The 21,376-nt window shown below is 36.8% G+C and carries 25 protein-coding genes and 1 other RNA gene; 23 read left to right on the top strand and 3 right to left on the bottom strand.

Features of this window, described 5'->3' with window-relative positions:
- Positions 1-337: 337 nt before the first annotated feature.
- The 3 genes from AQ616_RS03260 (at position 338) to AQ616_RS03270 (ending at position 4,144) form a co-directional block, all read left to right on the top strand.
- Positions 338-1,564, top strand: a complete 1,227-nt coding sequence (locus tag AQ616_RS03260) for a dicarboxylate/amino acid:cation symporter (protein ID WP_017798782.1) — start codon at positions 338-340, stop codon at positions 1,562-1,564.
- A 191-nt stretch (positions 1,565-1,755) separates the two neighbouring features.
- On the top strand, positions 1,756-3,471 hold the full coding sequence (acsA, locus tag AQ616_RS03265) for an acetate--CoA ligase (protein WP_017798783.1): 1,716 nt from the start codon (positions 1,756-1,758) through the stop codon (positions 3,469-3,471).
- Positions 3,472-3,625: 154 nt separating this feature from the next.
- Positions 3,626-4,144 carry a type 1 glutamine amidotransferase domain-containing protein gene (locus AQ616_RS03270; protein ID WP_017798784.1) on the top strand — a complete coding sequence of 173 codons (519 nt, stop codon included), beginning with the start codon at positions 3,626-3,628 and terminating at the stop codon, positions 4,142-4,144.
- Positions 4,145-4,271: 127 nt separating this feature from the next.
- Here the strand turns inward: AQ616_RS03270 and AQ616_RS03275 are convergent, their stop codons facing one another.
- Positions 4,272-5,561: a glycoside hydrolase family 18 protein gene (locus tag AQ616_RS03275; RefSeq protein ID WP_017798785.1), complete on the bottom strand. Its 1,290-nt coding sequence runs from the start codon at positions 5,559-5,561 to the stop codon at positions 4,272-4,274.
- A 61-nt stretch (positions 5,562-5,622) separates the two neighbouring features.
- The gene (locus AQ616_RS03280; protein ID WP_069685056.1) at positions 5,623-6,156 is read right to left on the bottom strand and encodes a cysteine hydrolase family protein; all 534 of its coding nucleotides are present in this window, start codon (positions 6,154-6,156) and stop codon (positions 5,623-5,625) included.
- Positions 6,157-6,236: 80 nt separating this feature from the next.
- Between AQ616_RS03280 and tadA the strand changes: the two genes are divergently transcribed.
- The 20 genes from tadA (at position 6,237) to rsmI (ending at position 20,903) form a co-directional block, all read left to right on the top strand.
- On the top strand, positions 6,237-6,737 hold the full coding sequence (tadA, locus tag AQ616_RS03285; protein WP_084822424.1) for a tRNA adenosine(34) deaminase TadA: 501 nt from the start codon (positions 6,237-6,239) through the stop codon (positions 6,735-6,737).
- A gap of 193 nt (positions 6,738-6,930) precedes the next feature.
- An RNA gene (ffs, locus tag AQ616_RS03290) (signal recognition particle sRNA large type) lies at positions 6,931-7,196 on the top strand.
- A 108-nt stretch (positions 7,197-7,304) separates the two neighbouring features.
- The gene (locus AQ616_RS03295; protein WP_069685057.1) at positions 7,305-8,222 is read left to right on the top strand and encodes a glycine betaine ABC transporter substrate-binding protein; all 918 of its coding nucleotides are present in this window, start codon (positions 7,305-7,307) and stop codon (positions 8,220-8,222) included.
- A 211-nt stretch (positions 8,223-8,433) separates the two neighbouring features.
- Complete coding sequence (locus tag AQ616_RS03300; protein ID WP_017798789.1) at positions 8,434-9,465, top strand: NADH:flavin oxidoreductase/NADH oxidase; 1,032 nt, start codon at positions 8,434-8,436, stop codon at positions 9,463-9,465.
- Between the two features lie 198 nt (positions 9,466-9,663).
- Entirely contained in the window at positions 9,664-11,373 is a 1,710-nt protein-coding gene (gene dnaX, locus AQ616_RS03305; RefSeq protein WP_069685058.1) for a DNA polymerase III subunit gamma/tau, read from the top strand.
- A gap of 35 nt (positions 11,374-11,408) precedes the next feature.
- The gene (locus tag AQ616_RS03310) at positions 11,409-11,723 is read left to right on the top strand and encodes a YbaB/EbfC family nucleoid-associated protein (RefSeq protein WP_017798791.1); all 315 of its coding nucleotides are present in this window, start codon (positions 11,409-11,411) and stop codon (positions 11,721-11,723) included.
- A gap of 162 nt (positions 11,724-11,885) precedes the next feature.
- Positions 11,886-12,482: a recombination mediator RecR gene (gene recR / locus AQ616_RS03315; protein WP_017798792.1), complete on the top strand. Its 597-nt coding sequence runs from the start codon at positions 11,886-11,888 to the stop codon at positions 12,480-12,482.
- Between the two features lie 33 nt (positions 12,483-12,515).
- Positions 12,516-12,728 carry a YaaL family protein gene (locus AQ616_RS03320; protein ID WP_017798793.1) on the top strand — a complete coding sequence of 71 codons (213 nt, stop codon included), beginning with the start codon at positions 12,516-12,518 and terminating at the stop codon, positions 12,726-12,728.
- 237 nt (positions 12,729-12,965) lie between these two features.
- Positions 12,966-13,229 (top strand): pro-sigmaK processing inhibitor BofA family protein, encoded by a 264-nt coding sequence (locus AQ616_RS03325; RefSeq protein WP_017798794.1) that lies wholly within the window; start codon positions 12,966-12,968, stop codon positions 13,227-13,229.
- Positions 13,230-13,299: 70 nt separating this feature from the next.
- The gene (locus tag AQ616_RS03330) at positions 13,300-13,497 is read left to right on the top strand and encodes a sigma factor G inhibitor Gin (protein WP_017798795.1); all 198 of its coding nucleotides are present in this window, start codon (positions 13,300-13,302) and stop codon (positions 13,495-13,497) included.
- 147 nt (positions 13,498-13,644) lie between these two features.
- The gene (locus AQ616_RS03335) at positions 13,645-15,057 is read left to right on the top strand and encodes an aminotransferase class I/II-fold pyridoxal phosphate-dependent enzyme (protein ID WP_084822425.1); all 1,413 of its coding nucleotides are present in this window, start codon (positions 13,645-13,647) and stop codon (positions 15,055-15,057) included.
- 13 nt (positions 15,058-15,070) lie between these two features.
- Positions 15,071-15,748 carry a dTMP kinase gene (gene tmk, locus AQ616_RS03340; protein ID WP_017798797.1) on the top strand — a complete coding sequence of 226 codons (678 nt, stop codon included), beginning with the start codon at positions 15,071-15,073 and terminating at the stop codon, positions 15,746-15,748.
- Positions 15,717-16,046: a cyclic-di-AMP receptor gene (locus tag AQ616_RS03345; protein WP_017798798.1), complete on the top strand. Its 330-nt coding sequence runs from the start codon at positions 15,717-15,719 to the stop codon at positions 16,044-16,046. The genes tmk and AQ616_RS03345 overlap by 32 nt, the downstream gene beginning before the upstream one ends.
- 29 nt (positions 16,047-16,075) lie before the next feature.
- The gene (locus tag AQ616_RS03350; RefSeq protein ID WP_017798799.1) at positions 16,076-16,507 is read left to right on the top strand and encodes a YaaR family protein; all 432 of its coding nucleotides are present in this window, start codon (positions 16,076-16,078) and stop codon (positions 16,505-16,507) included.
- A 48-nt stretch (positions 16,508-16,555) separates the two neighbouring features.
- Positions 16,556-17,545, top strand: a complete 990-nt coding sequence (holB, locus tag AQ616_RS03355) for a DNA polymerase III subunit delta' (RefSeq protein ID WP_017798800.1) — start codon at positions 16,556-16,558, stop codon at positions 17,543-17,545.
- A 4-nt stretch (positions 17,546-17,549) separates the two neighbouring features.
- Entirely contained in the window at positions 17,550-18,374 is an 825-nt protein-coding gene (locus tag AQ616_RS03360) for a PSP1 domain-containing protein (protein ID WP_017798801.1), read from the top strand.
- Positions 18,375-18,388: 14 nt separating this feature from the next.
- Entirely contained in the window at positions 18,389-18,751 is a 363-nt protein-coding gene (gene yabA, locus AQ616_RS03365) for a DNA replication initiation control protein YabA (protein ID WP_017798802.1), read from the top strand.
- A gap of 270 nt (positions 18,752-19,021) precedes the next feature.
- On the top strand, positions 19,022-19,762 hold the full coding sequence (locus tag AQ616_RS03370; protein ID WP_069685060.1) for a tRNA1(Val) (adenine(37)-N6)-methyltransferase: 741 nt from the start codon (positions 19,022-19,024) through the stop codon (positions 19,760-19,762).
- Positions 19,755-20,015, top strand: a complete 261-nt coding sequence (locus AQ616_RS03375; RefSeq protein WP_017798804.1) for a GIY-YIG nuclease family protein — start codon at positions 19,755-19,757, stop codon at positions 20,013-20,015. Before AQ616_RS03370 ends, AQ616_RS03375 begins: the two co-directional genes overlap by 8 nt.
- 6 nt (positions 20,016-20,021) lie before the next feature.
- Positions 20,022-20,903 carry a 16S rRNA (cytidine(1402)-2'-O)-methyltransferase gene (gene rsmI, locus AQ616_RS03380; RefSeq protein ID WP_017798805.1) on the top strand — a complete coding sequence of 294 codons (882 nt, stop codon included), beginning with the start codon at positions 20,022-20,024 and terminating at the stop codon, positions 20,901-20,903.
- A gap of 73 nt (positions 20,904-20,976) precedes the next feature.
- Here the strand turns inward: rsmI and AQ616_RS03385 are convergent, their stop codons facing one another.
- Entirely contained in the window at positions 20,977-21,252 is a 276-nt protein-coding gene (locus AQ616_RS03385; RefSeq protein ID WP_017798806.1) for an AbrB/MazE/SpoVT family DNA-binding domain-containing protein, read from the bottom strand.
- Between the last annotated feature and the right edge of the window lie 124 nt (positions 21,253-21,376).

The following is a 21,376-nucleotide window of genomic DNA, read 5'->3' on the forward strand; positions in this document are numbered from 1 at the left end:
AAGGGTCTCATCGGAATTTTTAATGAAATTCAATGAAAGATAAGAAGGAGGTGTTTTAGTAACATAAGAAAAGATTAGTCTGTCCAAAATCTATTGTTTTATGATAGAATATTGTTTACCGGTTGGTAAACCGCGTGTAGTGGGGATTATAATCCCCACCGGGCACAGGATGTATTTTATTAATTCACCTATCTTAAGACACCAATTCAAAAAACTCCTTCCACAAATTAACATCATATCGTTTATTATCCCAATGCCCATTCATAATTACTAAGTATAGAGAGGATATCACACATATAAGAAAGAATTTTCAGAATAGAAAGGATGGAATTACACCATGAGTTTAACTAAAAAGATATTAATTGCGCTCATTGCAGGTGCTGTTGTTGGAGGAATTTTAACATTTACACCTGATTCATTTTTTGGACCAGTAGATAAGTATTTTCTAAATCCAATTGGTCAAATATTCTTAAATTTAATTATGATGCTTGTTGTACCGCTAGTATTCGTATCTATTACTCTAGGAACAGCTGGATTAGGTGAACCAGCTAAACTAGGTAAAATTGGTGTAACTACTGTTGGGTTTTTCTTATGTACTACTGCACTTGCAATTACAATAGGATTAGGTTTAGGTTATATCATACAACCAGGAGAAGCAGGAATGTTCGATACCGAAAATGCGAACTATGAGCCAAGTGAAGCTCCTCCGATAATGGATACATTAATAAACATCATTCCAGAAAATCCAATCGCAGCAATGTCATCAGGAGAAATGTTACAAATAATTGCTTTTGCAATATTTATTGGTATTGCTTTAGCTTACCTTGGAGATAAAACTCAAGGGATTTATAATTTATTTGAACAAGCAAATGAAATATTGAATTGGTTAGTTATGGTAGTAATGAAATTCGCCCCTTATGGAGCTTTTGCTTTGATCGCATCGGCCATAGGTGGTGCTGGGATAGACGCAGTAGGATCTATGCTAAGCTATATGTTAACGGTTATACTTGGATTATTTGTTCATGGTCTATTAGTATATGGTTTGGTCATTTGGTTCTTAGGAAAACAGAATCCATTTACCTTTTATAAAGGATTTTTCCCGGCAATGTCTGTTGCGTTTAGTACATCAAGTTCCAATGCAACATTACCACTTTCCATGAAGACAGCACAGGAAAATCTCGGGGTAAAGAAAGAAATTAGTAGTTTTGTTCAGCCTCTAGGAGCAACCATAAATATGGATGGTACTGCAATAATGCAGGCCGTTGCGACCGTGTTTATCTCGCAAGTATATAGTATACCATTAGGATTTTCAGAACTACTAATGGTAGTGTTAGTTGCAACATTAGCTAGTGTTGGAACAGCAGGAGTACCAGGTGTAGGAATGATTATGTTAGCAATGGTATTAAATCAAATTGGTTTACCTGCAGAGGGTATTGCATTAATTATTGGTATTGACCGTATTTTAGATATGCTACGTACATCATTAAACATTACTGGTGATGCAACAATAGCGTATGTAATTTCTGAAAGAGAAAAACGTAAAGAAGCAGCTAGCGTGAAATAGTAAAACAAATTTGCAGGAAGAAAACCATTCGCTATAAGAGTGGCTTTCTTCCTGTTTTTTTGCAAAATGCGGACAAGGGACTTTAAAAAAGTCACAAAATGTTCTAAAATAGATAACAGTTACCAAAATGTTTTAATAATTTCGTGTAATTAAAATTGTAATCGTTTGCAAAATCATAGTGAGGTGATTAAATGGATATGCAAGTAGTACCTGCACGTGAAGGTAATCATAATTTAAAGGATTATGAAGCTTTTAGAAAGAATTTTTCATGGGAGGAAGTCAAGAAAAATTTCTCTTGGTATGAAACAGGAAAGGTGAATATGGCCTATGAAGCAGTAGATAAGCATGCAGCTAATCCAAACAAAAAAGATCAAGCAGCCTTATTATACTCTGCTCCCAATCATGAAGAGAAAGTAACGTTTGAACAACTTCGACTAAAGAGTAATCAATTTGCAAATGTACTAAAGAAATATAACATTGAAAAAGGCGATCGTGTCTTTTTGTTTATGCCGAGGAGTCCAGAATTCTATGCAGCATTTTTTGGAATTCTAAAAATCGGAGCTATTGCCGGTCCATTATTTGAAGCGTTTATGGAACAGGCAGTAGGAGATCGGTTGGAAGACAGCGAGGCTCGAGTGTTAATTACAACGCCAGAATTATTATATCGTGTACCACAGGATAAGCTCCCGAATTTAGAAAAAATTGTACTTGTAGGTGATAATTCAGAAACAGATGATAAATATATTCATTATGATGAAGAGATGAAAGACGCATCTGAAGAATTTGATATTGTCTGGGTTGATTTAGAGGATGGAATGTTATTGCATTACACATCTGGTTCAACAGGAAAACCAAAAGGAATCCTTCATGTGCACAATGCCATGATTCAGCATTATGCTACTGCAGAATGGGTCCTTGATTTAAAAGAAGATGATATTTATTGGTGTACCGCAGATCCAGGTTGGGTAACTGGTACGAGTTATGGAATCTTTGCCCCGTGGCTTCACGGAGTAACCAATGTTATTCGCGGTGGACGGTTTACACCAGATGATTGGTATCAAACATTACAAGATTATAAAGTATCGGTCTGGTATACGGCACCAACTGCATTACGAATGTTGGTAAGTTATGGAGAAGACACGGTGAAAAAATATGATCTATCTTCTGTTCGGCACATCCTTAGTGTTGGAGAGCCATTGAATCCAGAAGTAATTACATGGGGGTTAAAAGCTTTTGATCTGCGAATTCATGATACATGGTGGATGACAGAGACAGGTGCGCAATTAATTGTGAACATCCCTTCTCTTGAGATTAGACCAGGATCCATGGGAAAACCAATACCTGGCGTAGAAGCTTCAATCGTTGATAATGAAGGAAATGAAATTCCACCAAACCAAATGGGGAACCTTGCTATTAAGGAAGGCTGGCCATCGATGATGCGGGAAGTGTGGAATAATAAAGGTAAGTATGATAGCTATTTCGTAAATGGCTGGTATGTGTCGGGTGATAGTGCATACCGTGATGAAGATGGGTATTTTTGGTTCCAAGGTCGTCTGGATGATGTCATTAATACATCAGGCGAAAGAGTCGGCCCATTTGAAGTAGAAAGTAAATTAATAGAACATCCAGCGGTTTCAGAAGCAGGTGTTATCGGAAAACCGCACCCTGAACGCGGTGAAATTATTAAGGCATTTATTACTTTAAATGCAGGGTATGAAGATAGTGAAGAATTATTAGAGGATATTCGTCAATTTGTCAAAACAGGCTTAAGTGCACATGCAGCTCCTCGAGAAATTGAGGTGAAGGATAGTATTCCAAAAACGAGAAGTGGGAAAATTATGCGTAGACTTCTAAAATCTTGGGAACTTGGTTTGCCTACAGGAGATACATCTACTTTAGAAAAATAATAATAGGGTATTAGAAGTGGCTGGGATGACCTCCCAGCCTTTGTCGTGCATTTTTACGACTTAAGAAAGGGTTTTGTTCAAAGTTAATGATGTTTAGCAAAAATGTAACTGGGGAACAAAATATTATATAAGTCATTAAAGGAGTGGATAAATAATGAAAAAACGTATAGCAACTGTAATTACGGATATGTTTGAAGATGTGGAATACACCGACCCTGTCCAATCCTTTAAAGAGGCAGGACATGAAGTGATTACGATTGAAAAAGAAAAAGGAAATTCAGTTAAAGGAAAATCAAATGATACCAACGTAACAATAGATGAAGGTATTGATAATGTGAATCCAGAAAACTTTGATGCATTATTTATACCTGGTGGTTTTTCTCCCGATATGCTTCGTGGAGATGATCGGTTCGTAACTTTTGCTAAGCATTTTATGGACGAGAAAAAACCAGTAATGGCGATTTGCCATGGACCACAGCTCTTAATTACTGCTAGATCGTTAGAAGGAAGAGGGGCGACTGGCTATAAATCTATTCAAGTAGACATGGAATATGCAGGTGCAAAAGTGAAAGACGAAGAAGTAGTAGTTTGCCAAAATCAATTGGTAACTAGTCGTCAACCTGATGATATCCCTGCATTTAATCGAGAATCATTAAAAGTTCTCGAAGGATAAATAATCAATGTATAGGAAAGCCTCAAGGAATTATGAAAAATCCTTGAGGCTTTTTTTGGACATAAGTAAGCACAAATATTTGGACTTTATATTTATTTATAATCAGGTGCCTAAGCTTTGTTCTTTCTTATTCTAGTTTGGTGATGGTGAATTGATCGTTTAGTAACAACCAGTTTTGTGGGAAGGCTAAGCCGAGTTTCCAATAAGCAATCCCAAGCAAGTTGAATTCACGAATTAAATCGAATTTACCTTGAATCGAACGAGCATCCTCAAACCAAACTTCATGATTTGCTCCAGCACTATCTGTATATGTGAAAAAAGGTGCTTGGGCTACAGGATCAAATTGAATAGCAGCATTATTTTCGATAGCAATTTGTATTGCTTGTTGTGGACTGACTGCTTGAGCTGGACCACCACCTTCTACAAAAGGAAGCGTCCAATCGTATCCATATAGATTTTGCCCCATCAATATTTTTTCCGGTGGGATAACGGAAACAGCATATTCAATTACATCACGGACCGAATTTAATGGGGAAACTGCCATTGGAGGCCCGTAGCTGTATCCCCATTCATATGTCATAAGAACAACAAAATCTACTATTTCTCCATGGGCCGCATAATCATGTGCTTCATACCACTGTCCAGTCTGAGTACCACTTGTTTTAGGAGCAAGCGCAGTGGAGACAAGTAACCCTTCCTGCGATAAACGTTCTTTTGCAGTCCGAAGAAATTGATTATAAGCTTCGCGATCATCTCCAGGCAGAAATTCAAGGTCAAAATGCACGTCTCTAAATCCTTGTTGAAGTGCTGTATTGATAATTTCTGTTAACAATGTATTTTGTACGGCACTTACGGTAACGATAATATGCCCCAGTTCATCACTGAACGCGCCCTCTTCTAAATTGGTTATAACCATGGCCATTGCTGTATTATTTGCATTTGCCGTTTGAAATAAATTACCAGCCGGAGGAGCCTTCAATGTTCCATCTCGGTTTACTTGATAACTAAATAGTGCAAGGTAGGTTAAATAAGGAGATCTATTTTCTGCTGCTGTTTCTAGAGTTGAAGATACTGTATCCCCGAAAGGTTCTACATAAGCATAAGAAGTGATAGGGCGTTTTTCAATCGGTGGTATATAAATCCGCATGCCAGACGATAATGTCTGATTTATAGATAATCCATTAATCCGTGCAATTTCCTGTACTGTAAAACCAAATTGATTAGCAATAGAAGTTAACGTATCACCAGGTTGAACAAAATAAAATTGACCAACAATTGGAATAACAAGTGCTTGCCCAATAGCAAGTGCATCAGGAGAAGTTAAATCATTTGCTTCTATAATATCAGCGACGGAGGATTCATATGTATTAGCAAGTTGGTATACACTATCTCCTTGTTGCACAACGTGAATTTGCAAAGGAACTACCTCCTTACATAGAGTCTCTAACTATCTATATGAGGAGGTTGGAGGCATTATGCTAAACTGGAGATATATCTGCATCCATAACTGATTCCATTAAATATAAAGCGTAGTTATTGTTTTCTTTTTGTTCAGAAGCCATACAATTTTTGGGAATAGACATTTTTATTTTATACATGTAAGCATCTTTTGCACTAAACAAAATACAAATATCTCCTGCTATTCCAGCAAGAATAATATGGTTTCTCTCCAATTCTATAAGTAAGGAATGAAGAGGAGTTTGAAAAAAAGCGGAATGCTGTGGTTTAATCAAAAAGTAATCATTGTCATCGGGTTTAACCTGTTCGATAATTTCTCTACTTTTTTCATTCGAACAATAATCGATTACCTTGCTAAAATCAGCTTGCCACAAGCCATAATGATCATTAACATAGATAATAGGTAAATTGTTTTCTTTGGCAAAGGAGCGTAGTTTTATAATATTCGGTATGATTTGTTTCGTATTGTAAAGCAGGTCGTCTCCACCATCAAATTGAAAATCATTGATTAAATCGACAAAGACTACTGCAGTATTTGTAGGTGAAAAATCCATAATGCCCCTCCTTTGATATTCTAGTGTTATTATTACCGTTCAAATCTAAATTAAAACTCTAAATAAAGTGATGTGATACAGTGAAAGACGAAATAACAGTGAGCCAAGATGAATTATTTATGGCAGCTGCAATAAGAGAAGCAAGACGAGCGTGGGTTCTGAATGAAGTTCCAATTGGAGCAGTAATTGTTCATGATGGAGAAATTATTGGCAAAGGCTTTAATCTTCGTGAATCGATGCAAGCCACCCTCACACATGCTGAACTATTAGCCATGCAAGAAGCAAATAATGAAATTGGTAGTTGGCGATTAGAAGATTGTACGTTGTATGTCACATTGGAGCCTTGTCCGATGTGTGCAGGTGCGATTGTTCAATCAAGAATGAAACGGGTAGTTTATGGAGCACCTGATACGAAAGCAGGATGTGCAGGGACATTAATGAACTTGTTAAATGAACCTCAATTTAATCACCAAGTTGAGGTAACATCTGGAATTTTAGAGCAACAATGTAGTACGATTTTAAAAGAATTTTTCAAAGAACTAAGAGAAAAAAAGTCTAAAAATACTTCGGCAGATGACTAGAACGGTTTGCTCATCCTAACAGTTAGTAGTACGGAGCTTCAAGACGATGAGTCTATAACCAAAAAGGATAATTCTGCTCGTAAAGATTCGATTCTGTTCATCTAATATTCGGTGATGCAGAACTAACACCGCCATAGAATGAAGTATCACTTTATCATTGCAATTTTATGTCGCTGACTTTATAATAGAAAATACGTGCTAAGCGGGGAGGTAGCGGTGCCCTGTACTCGCAATCCGCTATAGCGAGGCCGAATTCCCACTCGAGGTGGGACGACTTTATGGTCTGACTTAAGGGATTGGTGTTGACGCCCGGGTCCTGCGCAACAGGAACCCACGAATCCTGTCAGGTCCGGAAGGAAGCAGCAGTAAGTGGTTATTCTTGTGTGCCGCAGGGAAGCCTAGGCTGAGCCATGAACTTAAGTAGCGCATAGGGTCGTTTCATCGAAAGTGGGTGCACGTATACATATACGTGATAACTTAAATAATTTATAGCATTATGAATAAATTAATAATTTTAGGCTGATTAATTATATCAGCCTTTTTAATTTTTAATGAAGGGGTGCTTTAATGTTTAAGCAAAAAAGAAAAAAGGTAGTAGGATTTTTCAGTAGTCTATTTTTAGTGTTCTTATTAGCGGCTTGTGGTTCGGATGATGCAAGCAATGATAGTGCTGAAGAAGAAAGTGATAGTGCAGTAGTGGAGCACTCTATCACTGGTATTGAACCGGGTGCAGGAATCACGGTAACAACAGAAACAGCGATGGAAGAGTATGATCAGTTATCCGGATGGGAACTGGAGCAATCCTCAACAGCAGCAATGATTGTGGAATTGGAAAAAGCAATTGAAAATGAAGAACCAATTGTTGTAACGGGATGGAATCCACATTGGATGTTTGCAAAATTTGATAACCTTAAGTACTTAGAAGATCCACAAAATATTTATGGTGTTACAGAAGAAATTCGTAGCTTAGCAAGAGAAGGATTTGAAGACGAAAATCCAAATGCATATAAATTAATTGACCAGTTCAACTGGAGCGTAGAAGATATGGAAAGTATCATGTACGAATCATCGGAGACTGGTCAAGATATAGCAGAAGTATCGAAACAATGGGTAGAAGATAATCCTGATAAGGTAGATGCTTGGACAGCAGGTGTGGAAGATGGAAATGGAGAAACAGTTGAATTAGTTTCTACTCCATGGGATTCCGAGCGTGCTTCTTCCAATGTAGTAGCAGAGGTACTGCGCTCCAAAGGGTTTGAAGTAAAAATTACCGATGTTGATGTTGCAGTAGTGTTTGAAGCTCTCGCAAATGGTGATGCTGACGCAACATTAGCAGCATGGATGCCAAATACACATAAAGACTTTTATGAAAGCATAGAAGGACAATTTGTAGATATGGGAGCAAATCTTGAAGGTGCTAAAATTGGACTTGTCGTACCGGATTACATGGATATTGACTCCATTGAAGATCTAGAAGCAAAATAAATATTAGTATTTTTTACCCGAGCAAATTCATATAGAAAATATATGGATTTGTTCTTTTTTTGTGGCATAGGAAACTATAAAATTTGTGTGCTGTGGATAACTAAATAACTGAACCAGCCACGTTCAGCGCTCGATAAAGCAGATAAATTGCATTACGTACAACGGGCTCGTAAGATGTAATATAATTACTATCTTGGAAAGAGGTGTTTACATGACTCAACTAGATAAGCAATACAAAGTAAAAGGATTATCATTAAAAAATAGAATTGTAATGGCTCCGATGTGCCAATATTCTGTAAATGAAAAGGATGGAGTACCAAATGATTGGCATTTTGTTCATTATGTATCACGGGCAGTGGGTGGCGCAGGACTAATTATTGTAGAGATGACAGATGTTGATCCTGATGGTCGTATTACAGATTATGATTTAGGGCTATGGTCAGACGATCATGTTCCAGCATATCGTCGTATTGTTGATGAAGTACATCGCCACGATGCAAAGATTGGAATTCAAATCGCACATGCGGGTCGTAAAGCAGAAGATGCGGAGCCGCCTGTAGCACCATCTGCAATCCCTGTAACGTCTGAAAGTAAAGTACCTCGTGCGTTGACTACAGAAGAAGTAAAACAAACAGTCAAACAGTTTCAAGATGCTGCAAAGCGTGCAGTAGAAGCGGGATTTGATACGATTGAAATACATGGTGCGCATGGGTATTTAATTCATCAATTTCACTCCCCATTGATTAACAAACGAAATGACCAATATGGGGAAGATCTATCTTTATTTGGTGTAGAAATAATTCAAGCAATAAAAGAAGTGATTCCAGAAGATATGCCACTTCTCATGCGTATTTCAGCGATGGAGTACATGGATGATGGATATGATTTAAATCATTCTATAGAAATTGCTAAAAAATATCAAGAAGCGGGTGTGGATGTTTTCCATATTTCTAGTGGTGGAGAGGGAACTCCAGGAAAACGTAAACCTGCCAATCATCCAGGCTACCAACTTCGATTTGCTCGTACATTTAGACAAGAATTAAATGTACCTATTATTGCAGTTGGAGTATTAGAGAATCCAAAAGTTGCGGAAGCGGCACTTGGTAATGAAGATGCAGATTTAATTGCCATTGGACGTGGAATGTTAAAAGATCCCTATTGGGCAATGCACGCGATTGAAGAAATTACAGGAATAGTGGTTCCGCCTAAACAATATGAACGGGCATTTCCACGAAAAAAATAATTGCTACAGAAAATGCTAATAACGAATGGGATAGGCTATGTTAGTGAATATTATGCTAATATAGCTTTTTCGTTATGTAGAGATAGAAAAATGTACGTTACTAAACGGGTGTTCTGTGCTTTTCTTAATCTCCAAGGTTCACATAAGACCCTTTCATCGGGTATAATGAAAATTAGATTAATAAGGGGAATGTAAACTATGAGTTATCAAGCATTATACCGTGTATGGCGGCCACGAACATTTGAAGATGTAGTAGGACAAACACATATTACTCGAACATTACAAAATGCGATTGAACAGGATAAATTTTCGCATGCTTATTTGTTCTCTGGTCCACGTGGAACAGGGAAAACAAGTGCTGCAAAAATATTTGCACAAACCATCAATTGTGAGCATGCCCCTGTGAAAGAACCTTGTAATGAATGTGCAGCATGTAGAGGCATTCAAGATGGATCAGTATCGGATGTTATTGAAATTGACGCTGCTTCCAATACAAGTGTAGATGATATTCGAGATATTCGTGATAAAGTGAAGTATGCACCAAGTACGGTGCCGTATAAAGTGTACATTATTGATGAGGTACACATGATATCGGTAAATGCATTTAATGCTTTGCTGAAAACATTAGAAGAACCACCAAAGCATGTTGTGTTTATTCTTGCAACAACTGAACCACATAAAATCCCCTTAACGATTATATCTCGCTGTCAACGTTTTGACTTTAAACCAATATCCAATCAATCGATTGTTGGAAGAATGCAAACGATTATGCAAGCCGAAAATATACAAGTGACGGATGAGGCTTTAGAATCTGTTGCGCTTGCTGCAGAAGGTGGAATGCGTGATGCCTTAAGTATACTGGATCAAGCCATTTCTTATAGTAAAGAGCAAGTCACCTTAGAAGATGTTTTAGCAGTTACAGGTGGCGTCTCGCAAATCGTTCTTCATAAAGTGGTTTCTGCGATGGAGGAAAATAATGTCCAAGATGTATTAGTAGCATTAGATGAGATGATTCGTACTGGTAAAGACCCAGGGAAATTTGTACAGGATTTAATTTATTTTATGCGAGATCTTTTATTATATAGAAGCTCTGCATCTTTAGCAGATATGCTAGAAAGAGCAGTAGCTGATGATTCATTTAAACAACTGTCAGAACGTGTAACCAATCAATGGATTCAGCGCTCGATTATTGAATTGAATCAATGCCAACAAGAAATGAAATGGTCCAATAGCCCGAAAGTTTTTATCGAGATTGCCTTACTCACTATCACTAATTATGGACAAGAACATGCTGTAGAAGTTGGGAATCATGCAACATCTGCCTCTGAATCGGAAGTTGTATTACAATTACAAAGTAAGATGCAACAAATGGAAAAAGATATAATGACATTAAAAGAAAATCCACCTGCATCTAATACACCTATTAAACAAACGCCAACCGAGCGAAGAAGACCAAATACCCGGTCATCGAAAAATAGTTATAAGATTCCATATGACCGAATTCGTGATACACTAGGGAGAGCAGAGAAGAGTGAATTAAAAAATGTACACGCGCACTGGGCTAATTTCTTAAGTAAGTTAAAAACTACAAATGCACCAGCGCATGCCACGATACAAGATAGTAAACCAGCTGCTGCTTCAAATGATACATTGATTGTTGCATTCAAATATGAAATTCATTGTTCTTTATTTTTAGATCACCGAGAAATGGCAGAGTCATTACTTGGGGGTATGGATAAACAACGTACTATTATCCCAATTCCAGAAGAAGCATGGAATGAAGTACGTAATGATTATATTCAAAATCAAGATAAGCCAAAAGAAGAATCTGAAGATCAACAATCAAATCCTGTAGTTGATGAAGCAAGAAAGCTGTTTGGTGATGACCTGTTAGAGATACATGATTAATAATTATAGTTAACTACTTAAAGGAGGTATTTTCCATGAAGGGAAATATGAACAATATGATGAAGCAAATGCAAAAAATGCAAAAGAAAATGATGCAAGCGCAGGATGAGCTACATGAGATGACATTTGAAGCTACTGCTGGCGGTGGAATGGTAACTGTAAAAGCAAACGGCAAAAAAGAAATTATCGATGTAGAAATTAAAGAAGAAGTGGTAGATCCAGATGATATCGATATGTTACAAGATCTTATTTTAGCAGCGACAAATGAAGTGCTTAATCAAATTGATGAAAAAACGAATGATACAATGGGTCAATTTACTAAAGGCTTAAATATGCCAGGAATGTTTTAAACAAGGTATACAAAGACAAGGCGTCTGGCTAATGCGAGACGCCTTATTTTAGCAGTTAAGAAAGTACAAATCTTTCTTTCTGTGTAGTTTGCAGCAGGTATTGGTTTTTACCAAGGAGTTCAACCATAAAATAGCACTTATGGTTGTGTAGGAGGAAACATCATGTATTATCCAGAACCTATCACTAAATTAATAGATAGCTTCTCCAAGTTGCCAGGAATCGGCCCAAAAACAGCCGCTCGTTTGGCTTTCTTTGTGTTGAATATGAAAGAAGATGACGTTTTAAATTTTGCTAATGCACTAGTTAGTGCAAAACGAGAGTTATCTCATTGTACGGTATGTGGACATATAACGGATCAAGATCCATGTGCGATTTGTACGGATACGAGCCGTGATGGATCAATTATTTGTGTTGTTCAAGATCCAAAAGATGTTATTGCAATGGAAAAGATGAAAGAATTTCATGGGAAATACCACGTGCTTCATGGAGCTATCTCACCTATGGATGGAATCGGACCAGAGGATATTAATGTTCCTGACTTAATTAATCGCTTAAAAGATGAGGAAGTAGAGGAACTTATACTTGCAACCAATCCTAATATTGAAGGAGAAGCAACGGCAATGTATATTTCACGATTAGTAAAACCATCTGGAATCCGAACGACGAGGATAGCCCACGGACTGCCAGTAGGTGGAGATTTAGAATATGCGGATGAAGTAACATTATCAAAAGCTTTAGAGGGTAGAAGAGACGTTTAATAATGCAGGAATGTAGGGGTTAGGTGAAGGGTTATGGGGAAAAAACTTAGAAAAAGAGATGTAGATCAAGAATTATTAAATTCTCTGTACCATGTAGATCATGAATGGAAACAACTTCAGAACATTGTAAGGCAAAGTATTGAACCAACACAAAGTGGTCAGCATGAAGAAAAGTTAGCGAAAGCTAAATATATGTTTCTTATTCGAGAAGCACGTATACGTAAAGTAAGTGCGGTACGTGTATAGTTTTATAAAGTGTAAGGAAAGTATAGAAGTTGTAAGATAACCATACTGCTGAATAAGTAGTGTACGATAATGTGAAACTTCATCTATTGGAGCTTTAGCTCGTTCTACATGCGGGATGTACGGCGAGTCTGTAAAAGTCTCTATGCTGTTCAGGTTTTTCTTAGAAAATATAGTTCTATCAACCAACCTTTCTTCATACGTTTACAGTAAGAGATATGGAGAAGAGGTTGATGCGAGATGAGTTCGACCATATTTATAAGCATTATTGTTGGATTAATAATTATTCTATTACTCGTTGGAGCGCCTGTGAAACCAATGAAGTATATTGGACAGGCTACTATTAAGCTAGGGATTGGAATGTTGTTCTTATTTTTTATTAATGTGTTTGGTGGAGCAATTGGCCTCCATATTCCGATTAATGTATTTACCGTGTTTGTATCAGGATTCTTAGGCGTGTTTGGTATAGGCTCACTTGCTGCCATTCATCTCTTTGTATTGTAGGAGCTTTCAAAGATTTTGGGTATACTTTCCGTTAGATTAGGAGATACTAGCTTTTAACGGAGGTGGAGAAATGGAGCATACAAACGTCTTTGAGTTAGAGTGTTGTGGGATATGTGAAGAAAGAAAAAAAGAAGGGATTCACTTATACACGATGTTCATTTGCACGGAATGTGAGTACAACATGATCCATACAGAACCTAGAGAAGAAAAATATAATTATTATTTACGTAAATTAAAAAATATGAATCAACCAAAATTATATTCATAGTTCAAAAATTTAAATTATGAAATAGTGAAAAGTCTTTGCTTACAAAGGCTTTTTTTGTTCGGGAAAAAGTACTAGTCTACCCGTTTTTGACAGGGCTTTGTGTTTTTCTTATTGTATATGGTAGAGGAAATAAGGGAGATGAACAAGTTGGATCAATCTTGTATGCCATTAATAGATCATTTAAAAAATTTCAGTTCAAAAAAACCGGTATCATTCCATGTTCCAGGGCATAAGCATGGGTACATTTTTCCTGAAGCAGCTAAAGAATTATTTGATTCTGTATTACCTGTAGATGTAACTGAAATAGCTGGAATGGATGACTTGCATGCACCTAGTAAAATCATTGCAGAAGCAGAAGAATTAGCAAAAGATTATTTCAAGTCTGACCATACATTTTTTTTAGTTGGTGGATCCACTGTAGGAAATTTAGCAATGATCATGACTGCTTGTAATCCAGGAGATGAGGTAATTGTTCAACGAAATTGCCATAAGTCGATAATAAATGGTTTAGAACTTGCAGGTGCAAAACCAATCTTTATAGCTCCAGAGTGGAGAGTTGATCTACAACGTTATGCCGCACCATCCTACGATACAGTAAAACAAGCAATATTGAGGTTTCCGAATGCAAAGGCTCTTATTCTCACGTATCCAGACTATTTTGGAATGGTTTTTGACATTCAATCTATGATTGAATTCGCACATTTCAATCGTATTCCAGTATTCGTTGATGAAGCACATGGTGTTCATTTTTCAACGTCAGAAAAACTTCCACAATCGGCGTTGCAGTTAGGAGCAGATGTTGTCGTACAATCCGCACATAAGATGGCTCCAGCTATGACAATGGCCGCGTATTTACATATAGGCACTTCACGTGTAGAGAAAAATCAGGTCGCTTATTATTTGCAGATGTTACAGTCGAGTAGTCCATCTTATCCTATTATGGCTTCTTTAGATGCAGCTCGATTTTATTTAGCAGTATTATCGAAAGAAAAAATACAAGGCGTCTTAAATAGTGTGGAAGAGGTAAGAAACATATTCTCTCAAGCATCTTTTTGGGAATGGATACCTAGTGACGATCCGTTAAAATTAACGTTCCACGTGAAACATGGATATAAAATAAATGAGATAGAAACGATGTTCGAGAATCATGGAATTTATCCAGAGTTAACGACAGAAAATCAATTCTTATTCATACATGGTCTAGCACCTTTTGTACAACAAGACTATTTGAAAAAAACAATACAATTGGTAGAGGAACAATTAAAAAAATCAATGAAACATGCTACAATAGAAGGGACAAAGCTTTTTACCAATCCTATAGAGGAACTAGCATTGTCATACCAAGAAATGAAACACATTACATCACTTCTTGTCCCATTTGCTCAAAGTGAAGGTGAAATTGCAGCAGAAGCAGTAATCCCATATCCCCCTGGTATTCCAGTCATACTCAAAGGCGAGAGAATTACGGAGGCGCATATTACAAAGATTCAGCTTTTGATTCAACAAGGAGTAACCATTCAGCAACGGGAAGAAGGAATACGTATATATAGGAAGGCATGAAGGAGACACATATATGGCTGGTTTGTTTATTACATTTGAAGGTGGAGAAGGTGCTGGAAAAACAACGGTTATCCAACATATCTTCCAGAAATTAATTGCTCAAGGGATTGATGTTATTCAAACAAGAGAACCCGGAGGAATAAAAATATCGGAGAAGATTCGAAGTATTATACATGATCCAGAACATCTGGAAATGGAAGAAAGAACGGAAGCTTTATTATATGCAGCCGCTAGAAGACAGCATTTAGTAGAGAAAGTGTTCCCTGCTTTGGAACAAGGAAAAGTAGTGCTCTGTGATCGCTTTGTGGATAGCAGTTTAGCATACCAAGGTTATGCTAGAGGGTTAGGGATCGATGAAGTTTATGCGATAAATCACTTTGTGATTCAAGATTGTATGCCAGATTTAACACTTTTTTTCGATATTGAACCAAAAAAGGGTTTAGAACGTATAGCGACGAATAAAAATAGAGAAAGAAATCGATTAGATCTAGAAAATATTCAGTTTCATGAAGCAGTTTATGAAGGGTATCAAAAAGTGATTGCACGCTTTCCGGAGCGGATAAAGACGGTGCAAGCGGAGCAATCATTAGAGAAAGTGGAACAGGATACCATAGAGATAATCAGTTCTTTTTTAAATGAAAAAGAAAAGGGTGGTAACAATGAAATTAATTATTACGGTGATTCAAGATAAGGATTCAAACCGTCTCGTTAATGCATTAGGAGAACATAATTTTAAGACAACAAAACTAGCAACCACGGGTGGATTTTTAAAAGAAGGAAATACGACGTTAATGATTGGTTGTAATGATGAAGATGTTGATCGTGCATTAGAAATAATTAAAGATAATTGTTCACACCGCGAACAGATGGTAGCACCAATTTCACCAATGGGCGGAAATGCTGACTCCTATATTCCAAAGCCTGTAAAAGTAGAAGTTGGCGGAGCAACGGTATTTATCGTACCAATTGAGTCTTTTTATAAATTTTAATAAATTATGGATGAAAGGGGACTGAACACATGAAAATTACGAATGAAATGCAAACAAAGACGGAACCAAAATTTCATCGGTCTTCAAAGGTGGAGGATCCTTCTTTTCAACGAATGGTTCAGTCCCAAACAAAGCATTTGAATCAGCAAGAATTTCATCAGCTTGTACAACAATTGAGCAAGCAAGGAAGCAAACTTGCTCAGTATCGTTCTTTCAGAGAACTAGTGAAATTTAAAAGGATGGTTAAAAGTTTTTTAGATAAAGCAGTGGCACAAGGTTACAAGCTTGAGAAATCACATAGCTTTGGACTGCAAGGAAGTCGACATCTTTCGATAGTAAAAGAAGTGGATGAGAAACTAATTCAATTAGCAGAAGATATAATGGATGAAGAAAAGAAGACAGTAGATATATTAGGTCTAATTGGTGAGATCAAAGGTCTATTGATTAATATATATACATGAATAACACGATCCCTATTTAAAGCGGGAATCAATTAGGATGGATGAATGATGGTAACTTGGGAGGAAATCACAGACCTTCAGCCGATTGCTAGTCGAACGATCATCAATAGTATAAATAAAGGAAGAGTATCCCATGCTTACCTCCTACAAGGCGAACGAGGAACCGGGAAGCGTGATATTGCGCTATTATTAGCAAAATACTTATTCTGTTTGCATCGTGAAGGAGCGAATCCTTGTCATACATGTAATAACTGTAAACGGATAGATTCGGGAAATCATCCTGATGTACATTGGATTGAACCAGATGGACAATCGATAAAAATTGAACAGGTACGTAATTTGCAAAAGGAATTCACGTATTCAGGGATGGAATCGAATCAAAAAGTATATGTCATTCAAGATGCCGATACATTAACGATAAATGCGGCAAATCGTTTGCTCAAATTTTTAGAAGAACCTAGTAAACAAACGACTGCTATTATGATGACTGAAAATGGACACTCGATTCTACCAACTATCCGTTCAAGATGCCAAATCATAGAATTACAGCCGTTACCTCCTGATGTACTGAATCAAAGATTGCAAGCTGAAGGGGTTCAACAATTTGAAGCGAATCTTTTAAGTGCTCTGACGAATAATACAAAAGAAGCATTATCATTACACCAAGATGAGTGGTTTGCAGGTGCAAGAAAGATAGTGGTACAATTAATAGAAATGTATGTTCAAAAGCCAGAGGATGTTTATTTATTTATTCACCAACAATGGATCCCTCATTTTAAAGAACGTACAGAGCAACAAATGGGATTGGATTTATTATTATTAGGATTTCAAGATATCCTTCATCAACATATAAAAGAAGTCTCTACAACAGTCTTGTTACCGCAAGATGATGCGAAAATGGAACGGGCAATGATGTCTTTTTCTAAAGAACAATTATTATTTACATTGCAGCTGATTTTAACAGCGAAACGTAAATTAAAGCAAAATGTCCAACCGACGTTAGTAATGGAACAATTAGCACTTCAAATACAGAGGTGAAAAAATGCTAGAAGTTATAGGGGTAAGATTTAAGAAAGCGGGAAAAATCTATTACTTCGATCCAGACGAAGATAATATAGAGTTAGATAGTTACGTCATTGTTGAAACGGTTCGAGGAATTGAATTTGGTAAAGTAGTGATCACGAATAAGCAGGTAGATGAAGAAGATGTTGTATTACCACTTAAGAAGGTTATTCGTGTAGCGGATGATAAAGACAAACGAACCGTCGTTGAAAATCAAGAACAGGCTCAAAAAGCCTTTGATATATGTACAGAGAAAATTGAGCACCATGATCTAGATATGAATTTAGTAGAAGTAGAATATACATTTGATAGAAACAAAATCATCTTTTACTTCACTGCTGATGGTCGTGTTGACTTTCGTAATCTAGTAAAGGATTTAGCGTCCATGTTTAAAACACGTATTGAATTGCGACAAATTGGAGTACGTGATGAAGCAAAAATGCTTGGTGGTATAGGTCCTTGTGGTCGAATGTTATGCTGCTCTACGTTTTTAGGTGACTTTGAACCAGTATCGATAAAAATGGCGAAAGATCAAAATCTCTCATTGAATCCAGCAAAAATATCTGGTCTATGCGGTAGATTAATGTGTTGTTTAAAATATGAAAATGACGATTATGAAACAGCAAAAAAAGAATTACCTGATATTGGCAAGTCTATGAAAACGCCATATGGAGAAGGTAAAGTAGTAGGACTTAATATCTTAGAGCGCATGATACAAATTGAGTTGCCTGAAAAAGAACGCGTGGTAGAATATACATTAGATGAATTAATCGAAGAAGGAATAGTTGCGCAAGCCACAGAATGATGAGGTGAGTGGGCGTGGGAAACAGAGAAATATTTGATCAGGTTTCCGACATGGAAAAGCAAATTGGAGAGCTTTATGAACAATTGGGTGATTTAAAAGGTAAGTTAAGTGATTTACTGGAAGAAAATCATCGTTTAGCACATGAAAATCACCATTTGCGCCATCATCTAGAAGAGTACCGACAAGATGGAGATACTGATTCAAAACAACCATTGAATGAAACAAAAAAGAAACCTCATGCACTTCCCGGTGAAGGGTATGATAATTTAGCCAGATTATATGAAGAAGGATTTCATATTTGTAACCTTGAATTTGGGAGTCCACGCAGAAATGAAGACTGCATCTTTTGTTTAGATTTCTTTGACAAAACGAAATAATATTATCTTGTAAGAATGATAGGTCCTTTCTTAATAAGATTTTACATGGGCTGTCTCTAGCTTAGTGATTTAATTTGTAGCAACGGGATGTTACCGCATATACGGGGAAAAATTAATGAAGTGACTTAAAAATAAGGTTATACTACTTATGAAGGAGCTTTTGATTCTCTGTATATTACGGGTACGGTTGCAAAGATTAGTCAACTAATTTGGAGATAGCCTTTCTTCATTTTAATAAAATCGAACAAGACAGGATAAAGAGGGATCACTATGGTAGAACTTTATGATGATGAACGAACAGATTATTTATTAGCAAACAATGAGATGAAGATAATACAAAGTCCAACCGCATTCGCATTTTCTTTAGATGCTGTATTACTTGCTGATTTTGCATCGATTCCTAAAAAAAGAGGTACCATATTAGATTTATGTACGGGAAATGGTGTTATTCCTTTATTGTTATCACGCAAAACAACAGCAGAGATCACAGGAGTGGAGATACAAGAACGTATCTATCATATGGCTGAGCGGAATGTGCAATTAAATCAATTACAAGCACAATTGCATATGATTCATGGAGATTTAAAAGATATGCAAGCAGTACTTGGACAGAGCAGTTTCGATGTGGTTACTTGTAATCCACCATATTTTAAAACCCCTTCCAAATCAGAACATAATATAAATGAACACTTAACAATTGCCCGACACGAAGTGTATTGTACTTTAGAGGACGTGATACGCGCATGTAAATTACATGTGCGTCCGGGAGGAAAAGTAGCGATGGTGCATCGTCCAGGTAGGTTAGTTGATATTATGGAGCTGTTTAGAAAGTATAATGTTGAACCAAAACGAATCCAGTTTGTTTATCCGAAGCAAGGGAAAGAGGCAAATATGCTATTGATCGAAGGTATTCGAGATGGAAAAGCAGACATAAAAATCTTACCGCCTCTATACATCTATGAAAAGGATGGAACCTATACGAAACAGGCGGAGGAAATTATTTATGGATGAACAACATTATGTTTATATATTACGTTGTCGTGATCAATCTCTTTATACGGGGTATACGAATAATCTAGAGCATCGTTTACAAATGCATGAAACGGGCAAAGGTGCTAAGTATACACGAGGTAGAGGTCCATTTGAAGTATTGTATGTAAAGCAATTTCTCAATAAGTCAGAAGCAATGCAAGAAGAATATCGCATTAAACAATTACCCCGCTTTGAAAAGCTGAAGCTAATTGAATTCCAAGTACAGGAGTGATGACACGTGAATATACAAAAAAGCTTTGAGAATGAGGATGCCGCTTTGTATGTAGTACCAACACCAATTGGAAATCTTGAAGATATAACGTATCGTGCCATTCGTATGTTAAAAGAAGCATCGGTAATTGCTGCAGAAGATACTCGTAATACGAAGAAGCTTCTGCATTACTTTGAGATAGAGACACCTTTAATTAGTTATCACGAACATAATCATCAAAGTCGTGTGAATCAGCTGATGGAGCGAATAAAAGATGGAGAAATGGTCGCATTAGTCAGTGATGCTGGTATGCCTGCAATATCCGATCCGGGTGTTGAACTTGTACAAGCAGCAATAGCAGAGGAATTAAAAGTAATTGTTCTTCCAGGGGCAAACGCAGCTCTATCTGCATTAGTAGGTTCAGGATTAACGACACAACCCTTCACTTTTTATGGTTTTTTACCCCGGAAGAAAAAAGAGAAAAAACAAATACTAGAGGATTTACAAAAAACAGAAGGTACAATCGTTTTTTATGAATCTCCATATCGGGTTAAGGATACAGTAGAAGTGATCCAAGAGACATATGGAAATAGAAATATGGCATTAGGTAGAGAACTAACCAAACGCTTTGAAGAGTATGTTCGAGGGACAGCAGAAGAAATTTTTTCATGGTGTATGAAAAATGAAATGCGTGGAGAATTTGTTGTCATGGTGGAAGGTCGAAATATGTCGGATGAAGCCGATATTCGACAAGAATCGACATGGTGGGAGTCAATGACTTTACATGAACATGTCACTTATTATATAAGTACGTCAGGTTTTAACAGTAAAGAAGCGATAAAGCAAACTGCAGTAGATCGAGGAATTCCTAAACGAGAAGTTTATCAGGCTTATCATATCCAAACATAAAGAAAGCTGACAATTCAATAGAGTTGTCAGCTTTCTTTATACAACGTAAATAAGATTTAGCACCGAATATGGCTTATTTGAAACGGGACTGTATTTCTTCCAACAGAATTTGAGCACCTGCTGGACTGAGGACTAAATTACCATTTGCAATAGACAAATTTTCATCGGAAACTTCTCCAGTAATTTGACAAGTCATATTAGGTTTGTATTTCTTGAGAACAATTTTATCATTATCTACATAGATCTCCATTGTGTCTTTTTCGTGGATGTCCAATGTGCGACGTAATTCAATGGGTATTACTACACGGCCCAATTCATCGACTTTACGTACAATTCCAGTTGATTTCATTGTTTGACTCCCCCATACTCGAAAAAATACGGATATTAACTCTCCTCAAACAAGTATTTATCCGAATTTTCCTTATTGATGATACTACATAAAAAAATCGCCATGGTTCGACACCTATATTAAA

Origin of the sequence: Oceanobacillus sp. E9, assembly GCF_001741975.1 — a bacterium.
Lineage (GTDB): Bacteria > Bacillota > Bacilli > Bacillales > Amphibacillaceae > Oceanobacillus > Oceanobacillus kimchii.

Coding starts and splice junctions, on each gene's coding strand:
- AQ616_RS03375 (WP_017798804.1), top strand. CDS start 19,755: ATGGATGAACAACATTATGTTTATATATTACGTTGTCGTGATCAATCT.
- AQ616_RS03300 (WP_017798789.1), top strand. CDS start 8,434: ATGACTCAACTAGATAAGCAATACAAAGTAAAAGGATTATCATTAAAA.
- AQ616_RS03295 (WP_069685057.1), top strand. CDS start 7,305: ATGTTTAAGCAAAAAAGAAAAAAGGTAGTAGGATTTTTCAGTAGTCTA.
- tmk (WP_017798797.1), top strand. CDS start 15,071: ATGGCTGGTTTGTTTATTACATTTGAAGGTGGAGAAGGTGCTGGAAAA.
- AQ616_RS03260 (WP_017798782.1), top strand. CDS start 338: ATGAGTTTAACTAAAAAGATATTAATTGCGCTCATTGCAGGTGCTGTT.
- AQ616_RS03310 (WP_017798791.1), top strand. CDS start 11,409: ATGAAGGGAAATATGAACAATATGATGAAGCAAATGCAAAAAATGCAA.
- AQ616_RS03360 (WP_017798801.1), top strand. CDS start 17,550: ATGCTAGAAGTTATAGGGGTAAGATTTAAGAAAGCGGGAAAAATCTAT.
- AQ616_RS03320 (WP_017798793.1), top strand. CDS start 12,516: ATGGGGAAAAAACTTAGAAAAAGAGATGTAGATCAAGAATTATTAAAT.
- dnaX (WP_069685058.1), top strand. CDS start 9,664: ATGAGTTATCAAGCATTATACCGTGTATGGCGGCCACGAACATTTGAA.
- AQ616_RS03345 (WP_017798798.1), top strand. CDS start 15,717: ATGAAATTAATTATTACGGTGATTCAAGATAAGGATTCAAACCGTCTC.
- AQ616_RS03325 (WP_017798794.1), top strand. CDS start 12,966: ATGAGTTCGACCATATTTATAAGCATTATTGTTGGATTAATAATTATT.
- AQ616_RS03330 (WP_017798795.1), top strand. CDS start 13,300: ATGGAGCATACAAACGTCTTTGAGTTAGAGTGTTGTGGGATATGTGAA.
- AQ616_RS03280 (WP_069685056.1), bottom strand. CDS start 6,156: ATGGATTTTTCACCTACAAATACTGCAGTAGTCTTTGTCGATTTAATC.
- recR (WP_017798792.1), top strand. CDS start 11,886: ATGTATTATCCAGAACCTATCACTAAATTAATAGATAGCTTCTCCAAG.
- AQ616_RS03270 (WP_017798784.1), top strand. CDS start 3,626: ATGAAAAAACGTATAGCAACTGTAATTACGGATATGTTTGAAGATGTG.
- AQ616_RS03385 (WP_017798806.1), bottom strand. CDS start 21,252: ATGAAATCAACTGGAATTGTACGTAAAGTCGATGAATTGGGCCGTGTA.
- AQ616_RS03370 (WP_069685060.1), top strand. CDS start 19,022: ATGGTAGAACTTTATGATGATGAACGAACAGATTATTTATTAGCAAAC.
- AQ616_RS03350 (WP_017798799.1), top strand. CDS start 16,076: ATGAAAATTACGAATGAAATGCAAACAAAGACGGAACCAAAATTTCAT.
- acsA (WP_017798783.1), top strand. CDS start 1,756: ATGGATATGCAAGTAGTACCTGCACGTGAAGGTAATCATAATTTAAAG.
- holB (WP_017798800.1), top strand. CDS start 16,556: ATGGTAACTTGGGAGGAAATCACAGACCTTCAGCCGATTGCTAGTCGA.